This is a genomic window from Paracoccus sp. T5, from assembly GCF_048538155.2.
Taxonomy (GTDB): Bacteria; Pseudomonadota; Alphaproteobacteria; order Rhodobacterales; family Rhodobacteraceae; genus Paracoccus.
Map to the genome: position 1 here is coordinate 1,128,910 of NZ_CM135809.1, position 20,062 is coordinate 1,148,971.

The 20,062-nt window shown below is 68.5% G+C and carries 19 protein-coding genes and 1 riboswitch; of the genes, 8 read left to right on the plus strand and 11 right to left on the minus strand.

Translation table 11 applies throughout. The annotated features are described in order from the left end of the window. The first annotated feature begins 165 nt into the window (after window positions 1–165). The gene (locus ACNR9W_RS05590) at window positions 166–942 is read left to right on the plus strand and encodes an SDR family NAD(P)-dependent oxidoreductase (RefSeq protein ID WP_458478668.1); all 777 of its coding nucleotides are present in this window, start codon (window positions 166–168) and stop codon (window positions 940–942) included. Here the strand turns inward: ACNR9W_RS05590 and ACNR9W_RS05595 are convergent. Then, window positions 915–3,752 (minus strand): AMP-binding protein, encoded by a 2,838-nt coding sequence (locus ACNR9W_RS05595; RefSeq protein WP_419267874.1) that lies wholly within the window; start codon window positions 3,750–3,752, stop codon window positions 915–917. The genes ACNR9W_RS05590 and ACNR9W_RS05595 overlap by 28 nt on opposite strands. 198 nt (window positions 3,753–3,950) lie before the next feature. On the opposite strand from ACNR9W_RS05595, the gene ACNR9W_RS05600 reads away from it, so the two are divergent. Next, window positions 3,951–5,237, plus strand: a complete 1,287-nt coding sequence (locus ACNR9W_RS05600) for a cation:proton antiporter (RefSeq protein WP_419267875.1) — start codon at window positions 3,951–3,953, stop codon at window positions 5,235–5,237. A gap of 29 nt (window positions 5,238–5,266) precedes the next feature. Here ACNR9W_RS05600 and ACNR9W_RS05605 read toward each other — a convergent pair whose 3' ends face one another. From ACNR9W_RS05605 to ACNR9W_RS05620, 4 genes are all read right to left on the minus strand, one after another. Then, entirely contained in the window at window positions 5,267–6,328 is a 1,062-nt protein-coding gene (locus tag ACNR9W_RS05605; RefSeq protein ID WP_419267876.1) for a FecCD family ABC transporter permease, read from the minus strand. Continuing rightward, complete coding sequence (locus ACNR9W_RS05610; RefSeq protein WP_419267877.1) at window positions 6,325–7,263, minus strand: ABC transporter substrate-binding protein; 939 nt, start codon at window positions 7,261–7,263, stop codon at window positions 6,325–6,327. The genes ACNR9W_RS05605 and ACNR9W_RS05610 overlap by 4 nt, the downstream gene beginning before the upstream one ends. 23 nt (window positions 7,264–7,286) lie before the next feature. Beyond that, entirely contained in the window at window positions 7,287–8,063 is a 777-nt protein-coding gene (locus ACNR9W_RS05615) for an ABC transporter ATP-binding protein (RefSeq protein ID WP_419267878.1), read from the minus strand. Window positions 8,064–8,185: 122 nt separating this feature from the next. After that, window positions 8,186–8,402, minus strand: a riboswitch (cobalamin riboswitch). Between the two features lie 230 nt (window positions 8,403–8,632). Beyond that, complete coding sequence (locus ACNR9W_RS05620; protein ID WP_419267879.1) at window positions 8,633–9,664, minus strand: fatty acid desaturase; 1,032 nt, start codon at window positions 9,662–9,664, stop codon at window positions 8,633–8,635. A gap of 254 nt (window positions 9,665–9,918) precedes the next feature. On the opposite strand from ACNR9W_RS05620, the gene rsgA reads away from it, so the two are divergent. Next, window positions 9,919–10,950, plus strand: a complete 1,032-nt coding sequence (gene rsgA / locus ACNR9W_RS05625; protein WP_419267880.1) for a ribosome small subunit-dependent GTPase A — start codon at window positions 9,919–9,921, stop codon at window positions 10,948–10,950. A 5-nt stretch (window positions 10,951–10,955) separates the two neighbouring features. On the opposite strand, the gene ppk2 is transcribed toward rsgA, so the two are convergent. The 3 genes from ppk2 to cobD form a co-directional block, all read right to left on the minus strand. Beyond that, the gene (ppk2, locus tag ACNR9W_RS05630; protein ID WP_419267881.1) at window positions 10,956–11,861 is read right to left on the minus strand and encodes a polyphosphate kinase 2; all 906 of its coding nucleotides are present in this window, start codon (window positions 11,859–11,861) and stop codon (window positions 10,956–10,958) included. Window positions 11,862–11,928: 67 nt separating this feature from the next. After that, a complete protein-coding gene (locus ACNR9W_RS05635; protein WP_419267882.1) occupies window positions 11,929–12,414 on the minus strand; it encodes a hypothetical protein in 486 nt (161 codons plus the stop codon). Window positions 12,415–12,490: 76 nt separating this feature from the next. Then, entirely contained in the window at window positions 12,491–13,453 is a 963-nt protein-coding gene (gene cobD / locus ACNR9W_RS05640) for a threonine-phosphate decarboxylase CobD (RefSeq protein ID WP_419267883.1), read from the minus strand. A gap of 202 nt (window positions 13,454–13,655) precedes the next feature. Between cobD and ACNR9W_RS05645 the strand changes: the two genes are divergently transcribed. The 5 genes from ACNR9W_RS05645 to ACNR9W_RS05665 all read left to right on the plus strand — a co-directional run bounded on the left by ACNR9W_RS05645 (window position 13,656) and on the right by ACNR9W_RS05665 (window position 17,588). Further along, entirely contained in the window at window positions 13,656–14,159 is a 504-nt protein-coding gene (locus ACNR9W_RS05645; protein ID WP_419267884.1) for a type III secretion system chaperone family protein, read from the plus strand. Between the two features lie 37 nt (window positions 14,160–14,196). Beyond that, the gene (gene proC / locus ACNR9W_RS05650) at window positions 14,197–15,012 is read left to right on the plus strand and encodes a pyrroline-5-carboxylate reductase (protein WP_419267885.1); all 816 of its coding nucleotides are present in this window, start codon (window positions 14,197–14,199) and stop codon (window positions 15,010–15,012) included. Continuing rightward, window positions 15,009–15,341, plus strand: a complete 333-nt coding sequence (locus ACNR9W_RS05655) for a tRNA-binding protein (protein ID WP_419267886.1) — start codon at window positions 15,009–15,011, stop codon at window positions 15,339–15,341. The genes proC and ACNR9W_RS05655 overlap by 4 nt, the downstream gene beginning before the upstream one ends. Continuing rightward, a complete protein-coding gene (locus ACNR9W_RS05660; RefSeq protein WP_458478670.1) occupies window positions 15,338–16,285 on the plus strand; it encodes a 2-hydroxyacid dehydrogenase in 948 nt (315 codons plus the stop codon). The genes ACNR9W_RS05655 and ACNR9W_RS05660 overlap by 4 nt, the downstream gene beginning before the upstream one ends. 70 nt (window positions 16,286–16,355) lie before the next feature. Then, entirely contained in the window at window positions 16,356–17,588 is a 1,233-nt protein-coding gene (locus tag ACNR9W_RS05665; RefSeq protein WP_419267888.1) for a glycerate kinase type-2 family protein, read from the plus strand. Here the strand turns inward: ACNR9W_RS05665 and ACNR9W_RS05670 are convergent. The 3 genes from ACNR9W_RS05670 to ACNR9W_RS05680 form a co-directional block, all read right to left on the minus strand. Next, entirely contained in the window at window positions 17,585–17,869 is a 285-nt protein-coding gene (locus ACNR9W_RS05670; RefSeq protein WP_419267889.1) for a protealysin inhibitor emfourin, read from the minus strand. The two genes, ACNR9W_RS05665 and ACNR9W_RS05670, sit on opposite strands and share 4 nt — an antisense overlap. A gap of 34 nt (window positions 17,870–17,903) precedes the next feature. Further along, window positions 17,904–18,980 carry a M4 family metallopeptidase gene (locus ACNR9W_RS05675; RefSeq protein ID WP_419267890.1) on the minus strand — a complete coding sequence of 359 codons (1,077 nt, stop codon included), beginning with the start codon at window positions 18,978–18,980 and terminating at the stop codon, window positions 17,904–17,906. A gap of 73 nt (window positions 18,981–19,053) precedes the next feature. Next, complete coding sequence (locus tag ACNR9W_RS05680) at window positions 19,054–20,061, minus strand: sn-glycerol-3-phosphate import ATP-binding protein UgpC (protein WP_419267891.1); 1,008 nt, start codon at window positions 20,059–20,061, stop codon at window positions 19,054–19,056. Window position 20,062: the final 1 nt, after the last annotated feature.

Consider the following 20,062-nt stretch of genomic DNA (forward strand, 5'->3'; position numbering starts at 1 on the left):
CTAGCAGCGGGCTTTGGATCGGGCAATCGCCGCCGCAGGCCGCGGATTTCCTGTTGGACGGCGGGGATCGGTGTCGGCATAAGGGCGCCGGCAGTCCGACCCGGCGCCGCCTTCGTGTTCCACCCCCTGCGGTGGGCTTTTGTTGATCCGGCAGAGCAAGTTGAAATGATGAACAGCACCCAGAAGATCGCGATAATCACCGGGGGCCTTTCGGGGATCGGCCGCGCCGTGGCGCGCCGCTTTGCGGCGGAGGGCATGATCGTCCATATCGGCGCCCGGCGCGGCGACGACCCGACCTTTGAACGCGACCTGCGCCAGACCTTGGGGGCAACCGTCAGCGTTCGCGGCCTGGATGTCAGGGATACCGACAGCGTCGCGGCCTTCGTGGCGAAGGTGGTCGAGGAGCACGGGCGCGTGGACGTGCTGGTCAATGCCGCCGGCGTCTATGACGAGGCGCCGGTGACCGGTCATCCCGACCGGCTGTGGGACGACACCATCGACACGAACCTGACCGGGACCTTCAAGATGATCCGGGCGGTCCTGCCCGGCATGTTGGAGCGGAAATGGGGGCGCATCGTCAACATCGCCTCGGTCGCGGCGCATCAGGGCATGGCGAACAACGCCGCCTATTGCGCGTCCAAGGCGGGCCTTCTGGGCCTCGGGCGCTGCGTCAGCCTGGAGGCGGCCCCCCATGGCGTCACCTGCAACAGCATCAGCCCGACCTGGGTCGAGACCGAGATGCTGCAGCAGTTCATCGAACAGGACATGCAGCAGACCGGCCAGTCACGGGCCGAGGTTCGCGCCAGATACGAGGCCTCGAACCCGCAAGGTCAGCTGGTGCAGCCCGACGAGATCGCGGGTCTGGCAGCCTTCCTGGCCAGCGACGCGGCGCGGGCCATCACCATGGCCGACCATCAGGTCAATGCCGGGTCGCTGTGGTGACGCTGCGCCTCCAGTCGCCGCGCCAGCAGGCCTGACACGTCCGACACCTGTTCGAAGGGACCAATGCCCAGCTGGTCCCAGATCCGCTGCGCCTGCGCATGGTCGAACCGCGCATCCGCCTGCAGAGTGCCGGGGTTGTCCTGCAGCAGCCGCCGTTCGGCGGGGCTGAGGGGAGCGGCCTCCAGCCAGTCCGCGACCGGCATCGCCTGCATGTCGGCAGGCGCGGTCACGGCATCGCCCGTGATCAGGTTGCAGTAGCGCAGCCCCTCGGGCGCGGTTTGCCGGACCAGAAAACGCGCGGCGGCACGGACATCCGTCATGCTGAAGCACAGGCCCTGGGGCGCCCGGCCCAACTGCCGGCAGGCCGTCAGGATGCTTTCGTAGATGTCCTTGGGATTGGGATCCCCGAGGTCATAGAGCGACGGCAGCCGGAGGATCGTGGCCGGCACGCCAGAGGCTGCGATGGCATGTTCGGCGGCGATCTTGGCCGCACCATAGCCCGAAATCCCCGCAAAGGGCGCGGTGACGTCTTCGGCAAAGGGGCCGCCCGCATCGGGAAAGATCGAGGTCGAACTGGAAAAGGCCAGCGGCGCATCGGCATCGCGGCAGAACTGCAGGACCGTCATGATGCCCGCCTGCGACCAGGCCTCCATCCGTTCGCGGTCCACGGCGAGGTTCACCATCGCCGCGCAATGGATGACGGATGAGACCTGCGCAGCCAGCCGGTCATAGCTGTCCAGATCAAGGCCAAAACGTGGCTCGTCGATGCTGCCTGCCACGGCCACGACCCGGTCCGGCGGAATGCCCAGGGCCTCGGCCCGCGCGGCCAGGCGCGCCTGGGGGTCGGTGTCGCGGGGTCGCACCAGGCAATAGATCACCTGGTCGCGGGGCAGGTGCCGCGTGGCCTCGGCCAGGACATGCCCGCCCAGAAAACCCGTGGCGCCGGTCAGCAGGATGCCCCTGCGCTCGACATTGGCGACGGGGGTTGCGGCGGCGTCTTTCGTCAGCAGGTCATGCAGCCGGGCCAAGGGCAGGTTCAGCGCCCAGTCGAAATCCACCGCCCGCCCATAATCCGCCTCCAGCGACAGCAGCAGATCGACGCACATCAGCGAATCGCCGCCCTGATCATGAAAGGACAGCGACGGATCAAGGTTGGTAGCGGGACATCCCAGGATGCGCGCGGCAAGGCGCGTCACCGGCAGGCTGCCGTCATCCTCCTCCGGCTCCAGATGCGCGGGCGGCAGCGCCGGAAGCGCCTTGAAGTCGCATTTGCCCGAGACCGGGTTGAGGGGGATTTCCGGCAGGTGCACCAGATAGGTCGGCGTGCAATAGCGTGGCAGGCCTTGTTGCAGCGCCTCGGCCAGGGCAGGCGGCGTGCGCTGCCAGCCGGGCGCAAGGCCCCAGCTGTCGGCATTCACCGCCTGCTGCGCAGCATCGGCGGTATAGTAAAAGACCAGCACCTGCCCCTGGCGGTCCATCTGCTGCACCCAGGGGATCGCCTGGGAAAAGCGCAGATGGTCGCCCATGGTTTCCGTCAGCTCGCGGGTCTGGATGCTGTGGCCGCGCAGCTTCAGCATGTGGGCCACGCGCCCCAGCACATGGATCTGCCCGTCGGCCGTCACATAGCCGCGGTCGCCGGTGTCATAAAGACGCCGATCCTGGCCCTCCAGCCGCAGGGTGCGAAAGCGCTGGGCGGTTTCTTCGGGCCGGTTGACATAGCCCGGTCCCAGCATCCGGGGACCTTCGAAATGCAGCAGGCCCGGCTGGCCCGGCGGGCAGGGCCGGTCGTCGTCGTCCAGCACCACGGCGCGCAGATCCGGCATCGCGGTGCCGACGGACAGGCCCTCGGCCAGAGCGGGGGCGCCCGTGACCTGCGTCATGCTGATGTCATGGGTCTCGCAGATGCTGTAGAGGTTCCAGATCCGGGTGCCCGGAAGCCGCCGGAGCGCTTCGGCCGCCAGCCCCTCGCGCAAGACCTCGCCGTTCAGGACGACCCGGCGCAGGGGCAGGGCGGCGCCCTGGGCCGGGTCGATGGCGCTCAGGGTCTTTTCGAAAAAGGACGGGGTGAACAGCATCTCGTCGATGCGGTTGCGTGACAGGAAGGCGACCAGCGCCTTGGGCGACATCAGGTCGTTCAGCCCCGGAAAATGCAGCTGCGCGCCGCGGCGCAGCGGCCGGAACATCTCCCAGATCGCGAAGATGTAGATCCCGACGCGCATCGCCGGGTCATAGGGGGTATAGGCATCGCGCCAGCGATAGGACAGGAAGGCCGCGTCATGGGTCACCGGGATGCATTTCGGCCGTCCGGTCGTGCCGGATGTGGCCACAAGATAGATCGCATCCGTCGGCCGCACATCGGCGGCAACCAGCGCCGGCCGATCCCCCTGCGCCCCGCCAAGGCAGCTTTCGGCGGCGATCACCCGGCACTGGGCGGGCAGCTGCCCGAGCTGCGGCAGCTGGCTGGTGATGATGGTCCCCACCTGCAGCTCGTCCACGATGTTGGTCAGGACGGCCTGCGGCATGGCGGGGTCCAGGTGCACGAAGGGCCGCCCGCTGATCACGCAGGCGGTGGCCGCGGCCGCCAGCAGCGTGCTGGGCATCCCGAAGATGGCGATCGGCCCCTGGCCTGTGGGCTGGCACTGGAATTCCCGAACAAAGCGCGCCAGTTCGGCATAGCTCAGCTGGTGATCCCGGTCGATCAGGGCCAGGTTGTCGGGATGGGCGGCCAGCGCGCGCACCAGTTCCTGTGGGACGGTGGTGTCGTCGGCTGATGTCGGGGTGACGGAACTGCACATGTCGGAAAAGCCCATCCAAGCTTCGCAATGAGCCCTTCGCATAGGAGAGGCGGCCCGGATTGTCCACCGTGGCGGCGTGGGGCGCCCCGCTGTCCGCCCCCGGACAAGGCGCTGATCACAAGCTGTGCATCCCTGTTGCACCGCCCGGCGTTGTAACGGATTATGACGCCCTGCAAATGATCTTGCGCGGCCGGTCCGACGAAAGGGATCCCGATGTCCGAAGCCGAGCCGTTCTTCGGTCTCTCGCCCATTCATGTGCTGATGTCCGTGGTCGGGGCCACGGTGTTCGTGGCCTATCTGCTGCCGCGCTTCGCCCTTCTGCGGGCGGCCTCGTCATCGGCGATCCTGATGATCATGGGGCTGGTGACCTTTGCCTTCGTTCCCGGCATGCCCGAAGCGCTGGACCCGACCGTTTCCCCCCGCATCTGGGAAATCACCAGCGAGGTGGCGGTGATCGTGGTGCTGTTCGCGACCGGCCTGCGCATCGACAATGTCAGCAGCTGGCGCCGGTGGAGCCCCACCTTCCGCCTGCTGCTGATCGCCATGCCGCTGACGATCGGGGTGCTGGCCTTCCTGGGCTGGGCGCTGGCGGGGATGACGGTCGCGGGGGCGGTGATGCTGGGCGCGGTCCTGTCGCCGACCGATCCGGTGCTGGCGGGCGACGTGCAGGTCGGCCCGCCGCTGGAGGGACGAGAGCATCCGGTCCGCTTCACCCTAACGGCCGAGGCGGGGCTGAACGACGGTCTGGCTTTTCCCTTCGTCTATCTGGGGCTGATCATCGCCGCGCATGGCACCGATCCCTCGCAATGGCTGGCGGAATGGGTGCTGCGCGATCTTCTTTACCGGATCACCGTCGGGGCGGTGCTGGGTGCGCTGGTGGGCTGGGTGCTGGGCCGCAGCCTGTTCTCGTCCTGGGGCCGCAGCGCGATCGAGAAGAGCGGGCCCGGCGTCCTGGCGCTTGGCGCGGTCCTTCTGTGCTACGGCGTGGTCGAACTGGCCGAGGGTTATGGCTTCATCGGCGCCTTCACCGCGGGCCTCATGTGCCGCAGGGTCCAGGAAAAGCACCAGTTCCACAAGCGGCTCCACGCCTTCAGCGAGGCGGTGGAACATGCGTTGACGGCGATCCTGCTGGTGCTGCTGGGCAGCATCCTGCCGTCGCTCTGGCCGGTCCTGGACTGGCGGCATTCGCTGATCGGGTTCAGCCTGTTGTTGGTGATCCGCCCGCTGATCGGGTGGCTGTCCCTGCTGGGGACGGGGATGACCTCGGGCGACCGGCTGATAGTCGGGTTCTTCGGGGTCCGGGGCATCGGGTCGGTCTATTACGTGGGCTATGCAACGGGCCATATGGAGTTCGTCAACGAGGCGCAGCTCTGGGCGCTGGTGGCCTTCACCATCTTCGCCTCGGCGATCATCCATGGCGGGACCAGTTTCCTGGTGGACCGGCATGCCTCGGCCCTGGATGCCGACGACCCTGACACGGGCAGGCCCCCGAAGGCCTGAGGCCCGGACAGGAGTTGCAGGCGGGTTCATCAGCCTCGCCGGGCCATGATCCAGATGAAGAACAGGCCGCCGCACAGCCCCGTGACGACGCCGACCGGCAGGTCCTCGGGCGCCAGTGCGACGCGCGCCAGGGCATCGGCGCCGATCAGGAACACGGCACCCGCAAAGGCCGATGCCGGCAGCACGCGGGCATTGTCGCCGCCGACGAACATGCGGACCAGGTGCGGCATCATCAGGCCGACAAAGCCGATCAGGCCGGAAAAGGCGACCATCACGCCGGTGATCAGCGCGGCCACGACAAAGACGGTCAGCCGGAACCGCCCCACCTCCAGCCCCAGGCTGGCGGCGGTCTCGTCCCCCAGGCTCATCGCGTTCAGCCGGCCGCCCTGCGCCCAAAGCCACAGCCCGCAGGGCACAAGCACCGCCAGCGGCCAGGCCAGATGCGCCCATTGCGCAAGGCCAAGCCCGCCCAGCATCCAGAAGGCGACCGTATGCGTCGCCTTGGGGTCGCCCAGGAAGATGAGGATATTGGCGCAGGCCATCACGACGAAGCTGACGGCGACGCCGGTCAGGACCAGGCGGTCGGCGCTGGTGGCGCGGGCGACCCCGGCCAGCCCCAGGACCAGCGCCGTCGCAATCAACGCGCCTCCGAAGGCCATCAGCGGCACGGTCAGCGCCCCCAGGAACAGCCCCGTGTGCAGCAGCGCCGCGATCGCCCCGAAGGCCCCGCCGGATGAGATGCCCAGCAGGTGGGGGTCGGCCAGCGGGTTGCGGGTCACCGATTGCAGCGCCGCACCCACCAGGCCTAGGCCCGCCCCGACGATGCCGGCCAGGATCACGCGGGGCAGGCGGATCTCCCACACGATGCTGGCGCGCCCCGCGCTCCAGTCGGGGGTCAAAAGGCCCGGCAGAAGCCGGTCCAGGACCACGCCCCAGACCGTCGTCAGCGGCACCGACACCGCGCCGACCGAAACCGCGATGCCGATGGCCATCACCATGATCCCGGCCAGGATGGTCCCCAGGCCCAGCCTGAGCCCCAGCCTGGCGGCCGGACGCCGTGCGGCGATGGCTCCGATCGTGCTGTCGGTCATCCCCGGGTTTCCCGGAAGGCGGCGACCAGCTTTTCGACCGCCTGGATGTTGCGCGGGCCCGGCGTCGCCTCGACATAATCCAGGACCACGAAGCGGTCGTTCCTGACGGCGTCGATCCCAGCCAGGGCAGGGCTGGATTTCATGAAGTCGATCTTCTGCTGCGCGGTCACGTCGCCATAGTTCACGATGACCACAACCTCCGGGTCGCGGTCCACCACGGCCTCCCAGCTGACCTCGGCCCAACTCTTGTCCAGGTCGTCCAGGATGTTGCGGCCCCCGGCGGCCAGGATCAGGGCGGTCGGCATGGCATGCGCGCCGGCGGTGAAGGGCGCGGCCTCGCCGCTGTCATAGACGAAGACCCGCAGCGGATCGCTGCCGCCTGTGCCTTGGGTCGCGGCCTCCAGCCGGGTCTTCCACCCCTCGACCAGCGCGGTGGCCCGGTCCTCGACCGCGAAGATGCGGCCCAGGTTCAGGATGTCGGCATACATGTCCTCCATGCTGGACCGGGGTCGCGGCCCCAGGTGGATGCAGCTTTCCGTCAGTTCGTAGACCTGGATGCCGAAGGGGGCGAGGGTCTCGGGCGTGACCTCTCCGCCGACCTTCATGCCGTAGTTCCAGCCGGCGAAGAAAAAGTCCGGCTCGGCCGCGGCCAGGACCTCCTTACTGGGGTATTTTTCCGACAGCTCCGGCAGTTCGGCGATGCCCTCCCGCATCTGGGCATCCAGGGTCTTCCAGCCCGAGATGCCGGTATAGCCGATCATCCGGTCGCGCAGGCCCAGGACCAGCATCATCTCGGTCAGGTTCACGTCGTTCGAGATTGCGCGGCGTGGCGGCGCGTCGAATGTCACTGGCCTGTCGCAGCTTTGCACCGTCACCGGCTGGGCCAGCGCGGCGCCTGCGGACAGAAGAATGGTGGCAAGGGACAGGCGGATCATCGGCGGGCCTTTCGGGAAAACGGTCACAGGTGGAAGGTGAAACGAGGCGACGGGCCGCTGCGGTCGACGCGCGCCCGGACCTGGAAGGCGCGCGCCAGGGTCGCCTCGGTCAGGGACTGGTCGGGGGGGCCGTCGGCCAGCACGCGGCCCTGCGACAGGACCAGCACGCGTTCCGCGAACTCGGCCGCCAGCGTCAGGTCGTGCAGCGTGGCGATGACGGTCAGGCCCAGGCCCTTCAGCAGGGCCAGCAGTTCAAGCTGGTGGCGGATGTCGAGGTGGTTCGTGGGCTCGTCCAGCACGATGACCTGCGGTTCCTGGGCCAGGGCGCGGGCCACCATCACGCGCTGACGCTCGCCCCCCGACAGGCTGCCATAGGGGCGGTCGGCCAGTGCGGTCAGGTCCATGCGGTCGATCGCGCCGGCGATGATCGGGGCATCCGCCTGGCCCGGCAGCGACAGCCCCGCCGACCAGCCGCGCCGATGCGGCAGGCGGCCCAGCGCCACGATCTGCCGCGCGGTCAGGGCGAAATCGGGGGGCTGTTCCTGCAGCACCGCCGCCAGGCTGCGGGCCACCTGATCTGCAGGAGTCCGCCACAGGTCGCGCCCCATCAGGGCGATGCGGCCCTGTCGCGGGGCATGATGGCGATAGATCAGCCGCAGCAGCGACGATTTTCCCGCACCATTGGCCCCGCAGATCGCCATGACCTGCCCCTGCGGCACGCTGAAGCTGATGTCGGACAGGATGTCGGGGCGCCGCGCGGGGCCCCAGCAGACATCCGAAAGCTGCACCGCCGGGGTCATCGGCACGCCCGGGCAGCGGAATCGGCCGCCCAGGGGCGGTTCAGCGGGCGGACACCGGGCATGGCCACCGGTCGGCACAATAGATCATCCATCGAATGCTCCTTCCGGGACACCCCGCCCGGTGGTCGTCGTCTTCGATGGCAGGTCTCCTGACTTCGCGGGTCGTCGCGGTCTTCGCCTTCCCGCACCCGGATCGGGCGCAGTGGCGTCGAAGAACGCTCTCCGCTTACAGTTGCGGGGGCAGTCACGGATTTGGCGCCTGATGGCTACACCGCACCGTGTTCCCTTTTCACCCGGCCGCGCGTGGTTTGGCCGGGAACCATCGCCCCGATGAATGACCGCAGCCGGCGCAGGGGTCAAGCCGCATCGGCAGGGCAGGCGCAGCTTTGCCGTCCGATCTGCGGACGTGGTAGGGGTAGGTCGCTGCTGCGGCAGGCTGCGTTTCATCATGTGCCTCCCGATGAAAGCGTTAGATATGTAATAACATTACGGTTGACAACCAGGGGCGGCTAATAGGGCGGTCCTCCCAAGGCTGCGGCTGGCATTGCCGCAGCCTTGGGGAAAAAGCCTCAGCTGGCGCCGTAAAGCTGACGGGCCTCGCGGAAGGACATGAGGCGGCCCAGCTTTTCGTCCCACAGGTGCAGGTTCACCGAACGCAGGCTTTCCAGGGGCGTCAGCCGCTGTGCCGAGGCCAGTTCGGAATGATCGCGCAGGATCTCGGGCAGCCGGTAGAAGGGGATGCGGCTGTACAGATGATGGACGTGGTGGATGCCGATATTGGCCGAAAGCCAGCGCAGGGGCTGGGGCAGGACATAATGCGAGGAGCCGGCAAGGGCGGCCTCGTGCAGCTGCCAGTCGTCCCCCTTGGCCCAATGCGTCTCCTCGAACTGGTGCTGAACATAGAACAGCCAGACGCCGATCGTGCCCGCCACCATCGAGGTCGGCAGGAAGATCAGCAGCACGGGCGCCGGTCCGCCCAGCCAGATCATCAGCCCCAGGATCGCCGCCAGCGCCAGGTTGGTGCCGAGGGCCGAGATCCAGAACTGCGATCCCGCCCGCATCAGCCCGATGGGCAGCCGGTTCTGCAGGATGAAGAGGTAGGTGGGCCCCAAGACGAACAGCACGAAGGGGTGACGATAGAGCCGGTACATCAGCCGCCCGAAGCGGCTGCGGCTGCGATATTCGGAGACGGTGAGGGTCATCACGTCGCCGATGCCGCGCTGGTCCAGGTTGCCATGCTGCGCGTGGTGCAGCGAATGGGTGCGCTTCCAGACGTCATAGGGCGTCAGCGTCAGCACGCCAAGCGCCCGGCCCACCCAGTCCTGCACCGTCCGGTTCCTGAAGAAGGATGCGTGCCCGCAATCGTGCTGGATGCAGAAGATCCGCACCAGGAACAGGCCGTTGACCATCGCGATCGCCAGCGCCAGCCAATAGCTGACCGACAGCGCAGCCCAGGCCAGTGCCCAGAGCGCCAGGAAGGGCACCAGCGTCACCACCAGCTCGATCACGCTGCGGCGAGTCGAGGGCTCGCGGTATTTTGCCAGGATCTGCACCCATTCCTTGGCCTGACGCGCAGGAATGGAGGTGTCGGTAATGCTCATGTATCAGCGCCCTTACGCCTGCCAGCGGGGTTGGAGAAACCGGATGGACCGCCCCGGCCATCCGCGGATCGCGCATGCGCAAGCCGCAGACGCCGCTGCCATCCAATGCCCCTATATCGCGCCATGCCCCCGGATGGCGAGGACTTATGCGTCACGTGCGCGAGATCGCCGCGGCGGGCCCCGGACCTGCAGGGCCACGCGATGAGTTGCAGGAAAAGCTTGCATCCCCGCCACGCCGACGCCATGCAGATGAGGTGACGAAAGCGACCCTTATCACCCCCGCCGCCCTGGCCGGTCTTGGCTGGTCCCCGTTCTTCGCCGACCAGACCGGTCCCGAGGATGCGGGGCTGGTCCCGGTGCGCATCGCGCTGGTCCACCGGTCGCGGCTGACGGCGGAAACCGGAGAGGGCCAGATCCGCCTGGGACTGCCCCCGCAGGTGAACACGACCGACTTCGCGGTGGGAGACTGGGTGCTGATCGACCCCGACACGCGGGTCCTGATGCGCCGGCTGGACCGCAAGGCCCTGCTGCAGCGCCGGACCGAAGGTGCGACGGTCCAGCAGCTGATCGCGGCGAATGTCGACACGCTGTTCATCGTGACCTCGTGCAACGACGACTTCAACCCGGCGCGGCTGGAGCGGTATCTGGCATTGGCGAACGAGGCCGGCACCGATCCGGTGATCGTGCTCACCAAGATCGACAAGGTCGAGGACCCGGCCGCCTGGCGCGCGCAGGCCGAGGCGCTGCAGCGCGGCCTGCAGGTGGTGATGCTGAACGCCAAGGCCCCCGACGCGGCCGCGGCGCTGATCCCTTGGTGCGGGCCGGGGCAGACGGTGGCGCTGGTCGGATCGTCGGGCGTGGGCAAATCGACGCTGCTGAACACGCTGGCCGACAAGGCGCCGGACCAGGCGCAGGAAACCGGCGGCATCCGCGAGAGCGACGCCAAGGGGCGCCACACCACCACCGCGCGGTCGCTGCATGCCATCCGGGGCGGAGGCTGGGCGATCGACACGCCGGGCATGCGCACGCTGCATGTCAGCGACGTGGCCGCCGGGCTGGACGTGCTGTTCGCCGAGATCACCGACCTGGCGCCCGCCTGCCGGTTCCGCGACTGCACCCATGCGCATGAGCCGGGCTGCGCCGTCCAGGCCGCCGTCGCCGCCGGCGCACTGTCGGCCGAGCGGCTGGAGCGCTGGCGCAAGCTTCAGGAGGAGAACCGCGCCAACACGCCCGTCATGACCGGGCCGCGCGGCAACCGGACGGTCGTGCCGCGCAAGCGCCGCTGATCGCCTCAGTATTTCTGCGGGACATACAGCTCGCGCGGCAGCACCTCGCGTTCGTAATCGGGCTTGAAGACGCGGTCGGGCAGCCGGACCTCTTCATGGGGAACGTCCTCGTAGGGGATCATTTCCAGAAGGTGGCTCATGCAGTTGAGGCGGGCGCGCTTCTTGTCGTTGCCGGGCACGATGTACCAGGGCGCCTCGGGGATGTTCGTGCGCACGAACATGTCCTCCTTGGCCTTGGTGTAGGATTCCCACCGCACGCGGCTCTGCAGGTCCATGGGCGACAGCTTCCACTGTTTCAGCGGGTCGTGGATGCGCATCTGGAAACGCATCTGCTGTTCCTCGTCGGTGATCGAGAACCAGTATTTCACCAGACGGATGCCCGACCGCACCAGCATCCGCTCGAATTCCGGAACGTCCTGGAAAAACTGCTCGACCTGGTCCTCGGAGGCAAAGCCCATCACCCGCTCGACGCCGGCGCGGTTGTACCAGCTGCGGTCGAACAGCACGATCTCTCCGCCCGCGGGCAGGTGGGGAACATAGCGCTGGAAATACCACTGGGTCTTTTCCCGGTCCGACGGCGCGGGCAGGGCCACGACACGCGCCACGCGCGGGTTCAGCCGCTGCGTGATCCGCTTGATCGCGCCACCCTTGCCGGCCGAATCGCGACCCTCGAAGATCACCACGACTTTTTCCTTGTGATAGCTGACCCAGTCCTGCAGGCGGATCAGTTCGGACTGCAGGCGCAGCAGCTCGTGGAAATACAGCTTGCGGTCGATCTGGTCGGGATGGTGGCTGCGATAGATGCGCCGGATCTCGGCCGACAGGACCGCGTCCTCCAGCTCGATCTCCAGGTCCTCGTCCAGCGTTTCCTGCAGCTCTGCCTCGAGCCAGTCCTTATAGCCGTTATCCATTGCCGTCTCCGGGTCCTTGTCTGGGCGGTGTAGGGCCGCAATGTAACCGATTTAAGTCATTGGCGTTTCAGCGCGAAAACAGCCGGGCGCATTCCGTCGTGACGGCCAGCACAAAGCTGCCATCGCGCAGGCCGTCCACGGTGCCGCACCAGGCCCCTGCCATCGTGAACAGGCTTTTCGTGCCACGCGCCGGGCGATAGGCGACGCGGCGCCCGTTCACGTCGAACAGGTTCAGCACACCCCCCGCATTGGGCGCGTAATAGCCCAAGACATCACCCCCCGCCGTGAAGATCAGCCGCTGTTCATTGGCCGGGTTGGAGGGCCGGTTCTCCCAGGCCGCCGACGAATTCGCCGTGTTGCCGCCCGAGTTCCAGGCCGCGTTCGGGGAATTGGCGGCCCGCGCCGGGTTGTTGGCGGGATGACCCGGCCCCAGGTCGAAGGGCAGCTGGGTCCGGTCCAGGATGATCAGCGGCGCGTCGGCCAGCGCGGGCCCCGCCAGAAGGGCAGGGATCAGCGCCAGCGGCAGAAGGCGGCGAAGAAGGGGCAGGGGCATCAGAAGGGCTCCGTCACGAACATCGTCATCATGATGCGATCCGCGCCGGGATGACAGGGACCTTCGCATCGTCGCACTAGGGGGTCAGCGCCATCAGCAGCCGGTCCCATTCGGTCCGCGTGCCGGGGATGCCTAGCCGCAGCCAGCGGTCCGAATAAGGAAAGCGCCGCGACCAGATGCGGGCGCGGGCCAGCCGCTCCTGCGCCGCCGGGGCGTCGGGCGTGTCGTAAAGACGGAACAGGTGCGTGCCGCCCACGGGTTGCCAGCCCGCCTTCTGCGCGACATGGTCCAGCCGCAAACTGGCCTCGCTGTGATAGGTCACGGTCTGGTCGGCCCAGGGAAGGTCGGCCATGGCGGCGGCGGCGATCTCCAGCGCGGGGCCGTTGACGGACCAGGGGCCGGCGGCGTCGCGCAGTTGCGCCAGCAGGTCGGGTTGCGCGATGATGAAGCCAAGACGCAGCCCCGCCAGTCCCCAGAACTTGCCAAAGCTGCGCAGCACCACGGCATTGCCCGGCAGGTCGCGGGCCAGCGACAGGTCGGGGCGCGGATCGGCAAAACTCTCGTCCACGACCAGACGGCCCACGGTGGCCGCCAGTGCCATCAGCCGCGCGGGCGACCATTCGCGGCCGTCCGGGTTGTTGGGGTTCACGACCACGGCCAGGTCGGCGCCTGCCATCTCCTCGATGCCGGGGGCTGCACGGACCTGCCAGCCCGCGGCACCCAGGCTGGCCGCGTGCTCGTTGTAGCTGGGCGCCAGAACCGCCGCCCGGCCAAGGCACAGGATGCGCGGCAGCAGCTGGATCGCGGCCGAGGCACCGGCCACCGGCAGCAGCTGTTCCCTGCGGCACCCGTACCAGTCAGCGGCCACGCGAATCAGCCGCGATTCGGCCCGGGCGGTGGGCAGGCAGCGCCAGGCGACCTCGGACAGGGGCGGGACCGGCCAGGGCTGGCGGTTGATTCCTGTGGACAAGTCGATCCAGTCATCGCCCCCGAAACGCGCCTGCGCGACGTCCAGATTGCCCCCGTGATCCCGCTGCATGTTGCGTTTCCTGATCGTTGCCCCTGCCCGATCTGGTAGGACAGGCCCCCTGTGGATGCAATTGCCGGGTGCCGTTAAGGCTTTACACCCCCGCCAAAGCCCCCCACGATATCTGGTAGGAACATTCGGGCCAACCCGCCCGTTATTGTGTGCTCACCAAGGGTTAGCGGGATCCCCCCGCTCCGACGGCAGGAGGCAGGCCATGGCACAGACCGATCATTTCATCGCCAGCGACGAGATCCATCCGATCGACATCGTCGAGGCCGTGGCCGCCCATCACGAATGGGATTTCGACCGGCTGGCCGACGACCAGATCGCCATGGTCGTCGAGGGCCAGTGGCGCAGCTATTCGCTGACCCTGGCCTGGTCGGCCCGCGAGGAGGTGCTGCGCCTGATCTGCACCTTTGACATGGATCCGCCCGCCGACCGGCTGCCGCTGATCTACGAGACGATCAACCTGGCCAATGACCAGGTCTGGGACGGGGGCTTCACCCTCTGGACGCAGCAGCGGCTGATGGTCTGGCGCTATGGGCTGGTTCTGGCGGGCGATGCGCTGGCCCTGCCCGAACAGATCGACCAGATGATCGGCAGCGCCATCACCGGCTGCGAGCGGTTCTATCCCTCGTTCCAGCTGGTCGGATGGGGCGATGCGACGCCCGCCGCCGCGCTGGACATCGCTTTGGGCCAGGCCTACGGACGGGCCTGAGGGGGCAGCCGCCCCAAGGAGATAAGGGGGGAAGCGGATGAGCGATTTCGACGACATCAACCAGCGCGGCCTGGTGCTGGTCGGCTGCGGCCGGATGGGCGGGGCGATGCTGAAGGGCTGGCTGTCGCGCGGCCTGCAGCCCGGCACGGTCACGGTCATCGACCCGAACCTGGCGCCGGAATGGCAGGACCGTGGCCTGCGGGTGAATGCCGCGCTGCCGGAACGTCCTGCCGTCGTGGTGCTGGCCATCAAGCCGCAGATGATGGGCGACGCGCTGACGCGGATGCCCGATCTGGCCGATACGCTGGTGATCTCCGTCGCGGCGGGCACGACCATCGCCACCTTCGAGGCCGCCTTTCCGGGCGCCCCCATCGTGCGGGTGATGCCCAACACGCCGGCGGCGATCGGGCAGGGCATCTCGGCGCTAATCGGCAATGGCCGGGCCACGGAGGCGCATCTGGACCTGGCCGAGGCGCTGATGCGAGCCGTGGGGCGCGTGGTCCGGCTGGCATCCGAGGACCAGATGGACGCCGTTACAGGACTGTCGGGCAGCGGCCCGGCCTATGTCTTCCACCTGATCGAGGCGATGGCCGCGGCCGGCGAGGCGCAGGGCCTGTCGCCGCAGCTGGCACTGGAGCTGGCGCGCATGACCGTTGCCGGCGCGGGCGCGCTGGCGGTGGACGCCGACGAGGATCCGGCTGTGCTGCGCCAGAACGTCACCTCGCCCGGCGGGACCACCGCTGCGGGGCTCAAGGTGCTGATGGACCCGCAGACGGGCCTGCCGCCGCTGATGGCGCGCACGGTCGCCGCCGCCACGGAACGGGGGCGGCAGTTGGGACGGGGCGAGGCATGACCATCACGTTCGACGACTTCCTCAAGGTCGACATCCGCGTGGCCACCATCACCCGCGCCGAACCCTTCCCCGAGGCGCGCAAGCCCGCGATCAAGCTGTGGCTGGACCTGGGCGAAATGGGCAGCCGCAGGTCCTCGGCCCAGATCACGCGCCACTACGACCCTGCCGCGCTGGTGGGCAAGCAGGTCCTGTGCGTGGTGAACTTTCCCCCGCGCCAGATCGGCCCGGTCCTGTCCGAGGTCCTGGTTCTGGGCGTCCCCGACCCCGAGGGCGAGATCGTCCTGATCCGCCCCGACCTGAACGTGCCCAATGGCGGGAGGCTCTATTGAAGCTGCTGGTGACACGGCCCATGACCCTGCGGGCCACTGCCGCGATCCGCGCGCAATTCGACGCGACCTTCCGCGACAACACCCCCCTGACCGAGGCCGAGGCCGGGCAGGCGATGGCGGATCATGACGTCATCATCCCGACGCTTGGCGATGCCTTCACCGCCGGCGCCTTTTCGGGGCAATCACGTTGCCGGCTGCTGGCGAATTTCGGGGCGGGCTACAACCACATCGACATCGCGGCGGCGCGCGCGGCCGGCGTCACGGTGACCAACACGCCGGATGTGGTGACCGACGCCACCGCCGACCTGGCGCTGACGCTGATGCTGATGGTCCTGCGCCGCGCCTCCGAGGGGGAGCGGCTGCTGCGGGCCGGGCAGTGGGCGGGCTGGAACCCGACGCAACTGCTGGGGCACGAGATGTCCGGGCGGACGGTCGGCATCATCGGCATGGGCCGCATCGGCAAGGCCATCGCCCGGCGCTGTCATCTGGGCTTTGGCATGGATGTCGCCTTCTTCAACCGCTCGATCGTCTCGGCCTTGGATATCCCGGCGCGTCAGTTCGAGGACCTGCACCAGATGCTGGCCGCCAGTGACGTGGCAGTGGTCGCCGTGCCCGGCGGCGCCGAGACGCGCGGCCTGATCGGCACCCCTGAACTGCGGGCCTTGGGTTCGGGCAGCTGCCTCGTCAACATTGCCCGGGGCGATGTGGTGGACGAGGCGGCGCTGATCAAGGCGCTACGGGACGGCACCATCGCCGGGGCGGGCCTCGACGTCTATGCACGCGAGCCGCATGTTCCGCAGGAGTTGCTGGAGGCGCCGAACGCCACCCTGCTGCCGCACCTTGGCACGGCGACGGACGAGACGCGCACCCGGATGGCCTTGCGGGCTCTGGAGAATGTTCTGGCCTTCCGGGCAAAGCAGCGGCCGCGCGATCTGGTCGTCTGATCCGCGCCCCGGCCGGTTGACATCGGCTCGTCTGGGGCCAAGCTGGCCTTGGGTCTTTGCGGGGGGCAGGATGAGACAGCATGTGATGGAGTTGCTGCGGGCCGGGATCGCCGCTGCGGCGCCAGGGCCGGCGGTGGCGCGCGCCATGCCGGACCTGCTGGCGCAACCACTGGCGGCCGGCGGGTGCTGGCACGTGGTGGCGGTGGGCAAGGCGGCCCGCGCGATGGCCGCGGCCGCGCTGGAGGCGCTGCAGGGAGAACCGGTGGCCGAGGTGCTGGTCGTCACCAATGCGTGCAATGACGCCGCCTTGGCGGGGGCCCGGGTGTTGCAGGCCGGTCATCCCGAACCGGACGAGGCGGGCCTGGCTGCCGCGACCGAAATCGAGCGCCTGCTGTCCCGCGCCGCTGCCCGCGACAGGGTGCTGGCGCTGATCTCGGGCGGGGCCTCGGCCATGCTGCCGGCCCCGGCGGCGGGGCTGTCGCTGTCGGATCTGCAGGAGGTCAATGCGCGGCTTTTGCGTTGCGGCGCCGATATCCTGCAGACGAACCTGATCAGGCAGCAGCTGGACCGGCTGAAGGGCGGCGGCTGGCTGCGGCTGTCGCAGGCCCCGGTCCATGCGCTGATCCTGTCGGACGTGCCGGGGGACGATCTGCGGGTGATCGCCTCGGGCCCGACGGCGGGGCCGATCGGCGGCCCGGCCGACGCCGCCCGTGTCGCCCGTGACCTGGGCATCTGGGACAACCTGCCACTGTCGGTCCGCACTGTGCTGGCGCGTGACCAGGCCATGCCCGATACAGGTCCCGACCGGAACCGCCTGATCGGCTCGAACGGGCAGAGCATCGCCGCCATGGTCGCGGCGGGCGCGGTCAAAGCTGGGCTGGCGTTGCAGGGTGACGTCCAGCTTTGCGCCGAAGGGCTGGTCGCCCTGGCCCTTGATGCCGCGCCGGGCATGCCGCTGGCTTTCGGCGGAGAGACGACGGTGCGCCTGCAGGGCCGCGGCATGGGCGGGCGAAACCAGGAACTGGCCCTGCGCTTTGCCGTCGAGGCCGAGCGGCGGGGACTTGGGTCCGGCTGGATCTTTGCCGCGATGGGCAGCGACGGGCGCGATGGCCCGGGCGAGGCCGCGGGCGGCATCGTCGGCCCCGACAGCCTGGACCTGATGCGTGCCCAAGGCATCGACCCGGAGGACGCCTTGGCGCGCAACGATTCCACCCCTGCGCTGGCTGCGGCGGATGCCCTGATCGTCACCGGCGCCACCGGCACCAATGTTGCCGATCTGGCGGTGTTCCTGCGCCGGGCCTAGAGCCGGTCGATCAGGTCCAGCATCTGGTCCGGGATCTGCCGTTCCGAAAGGGTAAAGGTCTGCGGCTCCTGCCCGGTTTCGATGACGGTGATCCGATAGCTCAGCCCGTCGGGGCAGTTGGCGCAGTCTGTCCCGGCCAGCTGCGTCAGTGCCCGTGGCGCGAAGGCGCTGCACAGCGCGTCCCGCAGGTCCTGTGGCTGTCCGTCGGTCTCGATGCGCTTGCGGATGGCGGCGGCCCTGATGCCGCCGAACCCGCCCTCGGTCGCGATCTCGATGATCATGTGCCGCCCCTTGCCAGACGGCGCAAGCCTAGCGTCAGAGCGCGATCCCGACAAGTTTCCACGCCCGCCGCAGCAGCTGTCCCTCCATGCTGCCCTGGCCGGTCAGCGCGGAGGCCGTGCGCAGCGTCTGGTCGGCCCAGTCCGAAAAGCTGGCCATCGGGTTGTTCAGGTCCTGCAGCGCCCGATACCAGATCCGGCCCGGAAGCTGCCAGGACCGGCCGCCCAGATAGGCGCAGAACAGGTAGAAGGCGTGGTTCGGGATGCCGGAATTGATGTGCACCCCGCCATTGTCGTCGGTCGTGGTCACGAAGTGGTCCATGTGCCAGGGCTGCGGGTCCTGCCCCAGAAGGTCATCGGCATAGGCGGTGCCCGGTGCCTTCATGCTGCGCAGCGCCCGCCCGTTCACGCCGGGGCCCAGGATGCCGCGGCCGACCAGCCAGTCGGCCTCGTGCACCTGCTGGTCCAGCGCCCGTTGCAGGGACAGGGCGCCAAAGACATCGGCGATGCTTTCGTTCAGGGCGCCGGACTGGTTTTCATAGATGAGCCCGCCCGAATGCTGGATGACGCCATGGGCCATCTCGTGCCCGATGACCGACAGTTCCAGAAAGGTCCGGAAGATGCGGCCGTCCCCGGTGCCATAGGCCATCTGCTCGCCGTTCCAGAAGGCGTTGTTGTAGTCGCGGCGGTGCTGGACCGTGGCCACCAGCGGCATGCCGCGCCCGTCCAGGGAATTGCGGCCGTATTCCTCGGCAAACAGCGAAAAGACCTGGCCCGCGCTGTCATAGGCCAGGTCGGCATCCGCGATGCCGCTGGGGGCCTCGCCCTCGGACCGGACCAGGCGGCCGGGCAGGGCGGCACGGAATTCGCCGTCATGGATGCGCCGTTCGGGACAGCAGAGGCCAGGATCTGCCATCGGCAGCACGCCTTCGGCCGCAACCGGGGGGCTGGCATGGGCGGCGCGTTCGTCGCGCAGCGCCTCGTCATGCCGCAGCAGCGTGCGCGCCATCTGCGCGGTGGCCGCGTCCCCGCGCAACGCCAGCACCCGCAGCATGTAGGGCGGCACGATGCAGGCGATGGGATTGTGATGCGTGCAGGACAGCGACAGGCACATGGGGAAACCTCCGGACGATGTTCCCCTCAGGGTAGCACGATCAACCCCCGCGGCAAGACCGGATGTTCACGTTTCAGTCCAGCCGCTTGCCCGTGTCCTTGTGAAACAGGTGCAGCGCCTGCGGCGGGTAGGACAGGCGCAGCCGGTCCGACAGTGGCGCATCCGAGGGCAGGGTGATGGTGATCCGCTCGCCGCCCGTCTTGCCATGCACCAGCCGGTGGGCGCCCAGTTCCTCGACCGCAGTGACCTGCATCTCGATCGGACCGTCGGGGGTGACGGTCAGATCCTCTGGGCGGATGCCGATCATGCCGACATGCGAAATGCCCGGCAGGTGAGGCACGGCGCTGGCGTCGATGAGGTTCATCGCGGGGCTGCCGATGAAGCCCGCCACAAAGGCCGAGGCAGGACGGCGATAGACCTCCAGCGGCGTGCCGATCTGTTCGACACGGCCGCCGTTCAGCACCACCAGCCGGTCGGCCAAGGTCATCGCCTCCAGCTGGTCATGGGTCACGTAGATCGAGGTCGTGCGCAGGCGTTTCTGCAGCTCCTTGATCTCCAGCCGCATGGCGACGCGCAGTTTCGCGTCCAGGTTCGACAGCGGCTCGTCGAAAAGGAAGGCGGCGGGTTCGCGCACGATGGCGCGGCCCATGGCCACGCGCTGGCGCTGGCCGCCGGACAGGGCCCGCGGCTTGCGGTCCAGGAAGGGCCCGATCTGCAGGATGTCCGAGGCGATCTTGACCCGCCGCTCGATCTCGGGCTTGGGCGTGCCGCGGTTCTTCAACCCATAGGCCAGGTTCTGGCGCACCGACATGTGCGGATAAAGGGCATAGTTCTGGAACACCATCGCGATGTCCCGCTCGGCCGGTTCGATGTCGTTGACGACGCGGTCGCCGATGCGGACCTGGCCCTCGCTGATCGATTCAAGCCCCGCGACCATGCGCAGCAGCGTGGATTTCCCGCAGCCCGAAGGCCCCACAAGGACGATGAATTCGCCGTCCGCGATGTCGATGTTCACGTCGCCCACGGCGCGGGTGCCGCCGGCATAGATCTTGCCGAGATTGTCCAGGATGATGGAAGCCACG

Bases quoted from the DNA above. Each gene is read 5' to 3' on its own strand.
- ACNR9W_RS05590 (WP_458478668.1), top strand. From the start codon at position 166: ATGATGAACAGCACCCAGAAGATCGCGATAATCACCGGGGGCCTTTCG.
- ACNR9W_RS05595 (WP_419267874.1), bottom strand. From the start codon at position 3,752: ATGGGCTTTTCCGACATGTGCAGTTCCGTCACCCCGACATCAGCCGAC.
- ACNR9W_RS05600 (WP_419267875.1), top strand. From the start codon at position 3,951: ATGTCCGAAGCCGAGCCGTTCTTCGGTCTCTCGCCCATTCATGTGCTG.
- ACNR9W_RS05605 (WP_419267876.1), bottom strand. From the start codon at position 6,328: ATGACCGACAGCACGATCGGAGCCATCGCCGCACGGCGTCCGGCCGCC.
- ACNR9W_RS05610 (WP_419267877.1), bottom strand. From the start codon at position 7,263: ATGATCCGCCTGTCCCTTGCCACCATTCTTCTGTCCGCAGGCGCCGCG.
- ACNR9W_RS05615 (WP_419267878.1), bottom strand. From the start codon at position 8,063: ATGACCCCGGCGGTGCAGCTTTCGGATGTCTGCTGGGGCCCCGCGCGG.
- ACNR9W_RS05620 (WP_419267879.1), bottom strand. From the start codon at position 9,664: ATGAGCATTACCGACACCTCCATTCCTGCGCGTCAGGCCAAGGAATGG.
- ppk2 (WP_419267881.1), bottom strand. From the start codon at position 11,861: ATGGATAACGGCTATAAGGACTGGCTCGAGGCAGAGCTGCAGGAAACG.
- ACNR9W_RS05635 (WP_419267882.1), bottom strand. From the start codon at position 12,414: ATGCCCCTGCCCCTTCTTCGCCGCCTTCTGCCGCTGGCGCTGATCCCT.
- cobD (WP_419267883.1), bottom strand. From the start codon at position 13,453: ATGCAGCGGGATCACGGGGGCAATCTGGACGTCGCGCAGGCGCGTTTC.
- ACNR9W_RS05645 (WP_419267884.1), top strand. From the start codon at position 13,656: ATGGCACAGACCGATCATTTCATCGCCAGCGACGAGATCCATCCGATC.
- proC (WP_419267885.1), top strand. From the start codon at position 14,197: ATGAGCGATTTCGACGACATCAACCAGCGCGGCCTGGTGCTGGTCGGC.
- ACNR9W_RS05655 (WP_419267886.1), top strand. From the start codon at position 15,009: ATGACCATCACGTTCGACGACTTCCTCAAGGTCGACATCCGCGTGGCC.
- ACNR9W_RS05665 (WP_419267888.1), top strand. From the start codon at position 16,356: ATGAGACAGCATGTGATGGAGTTGCTGCGGGCCGGGATCGCCGCTGCG.
- ACNR9W_RS05670 (WP_419267889.1), bottom strand. From the start codon at position 17,869: ATGATCATCGAGATCGCGACCGAGGGCGGGTTCGGCGGCATCAGGGCC.
- ACNR9W_RS05675 (WP_419267890.1), bottom strand. From the start codon at position 18,980: ATGTGCCTGTCGCTGTCCTGCACGCATCACAATCCCATCGCCTGCATC.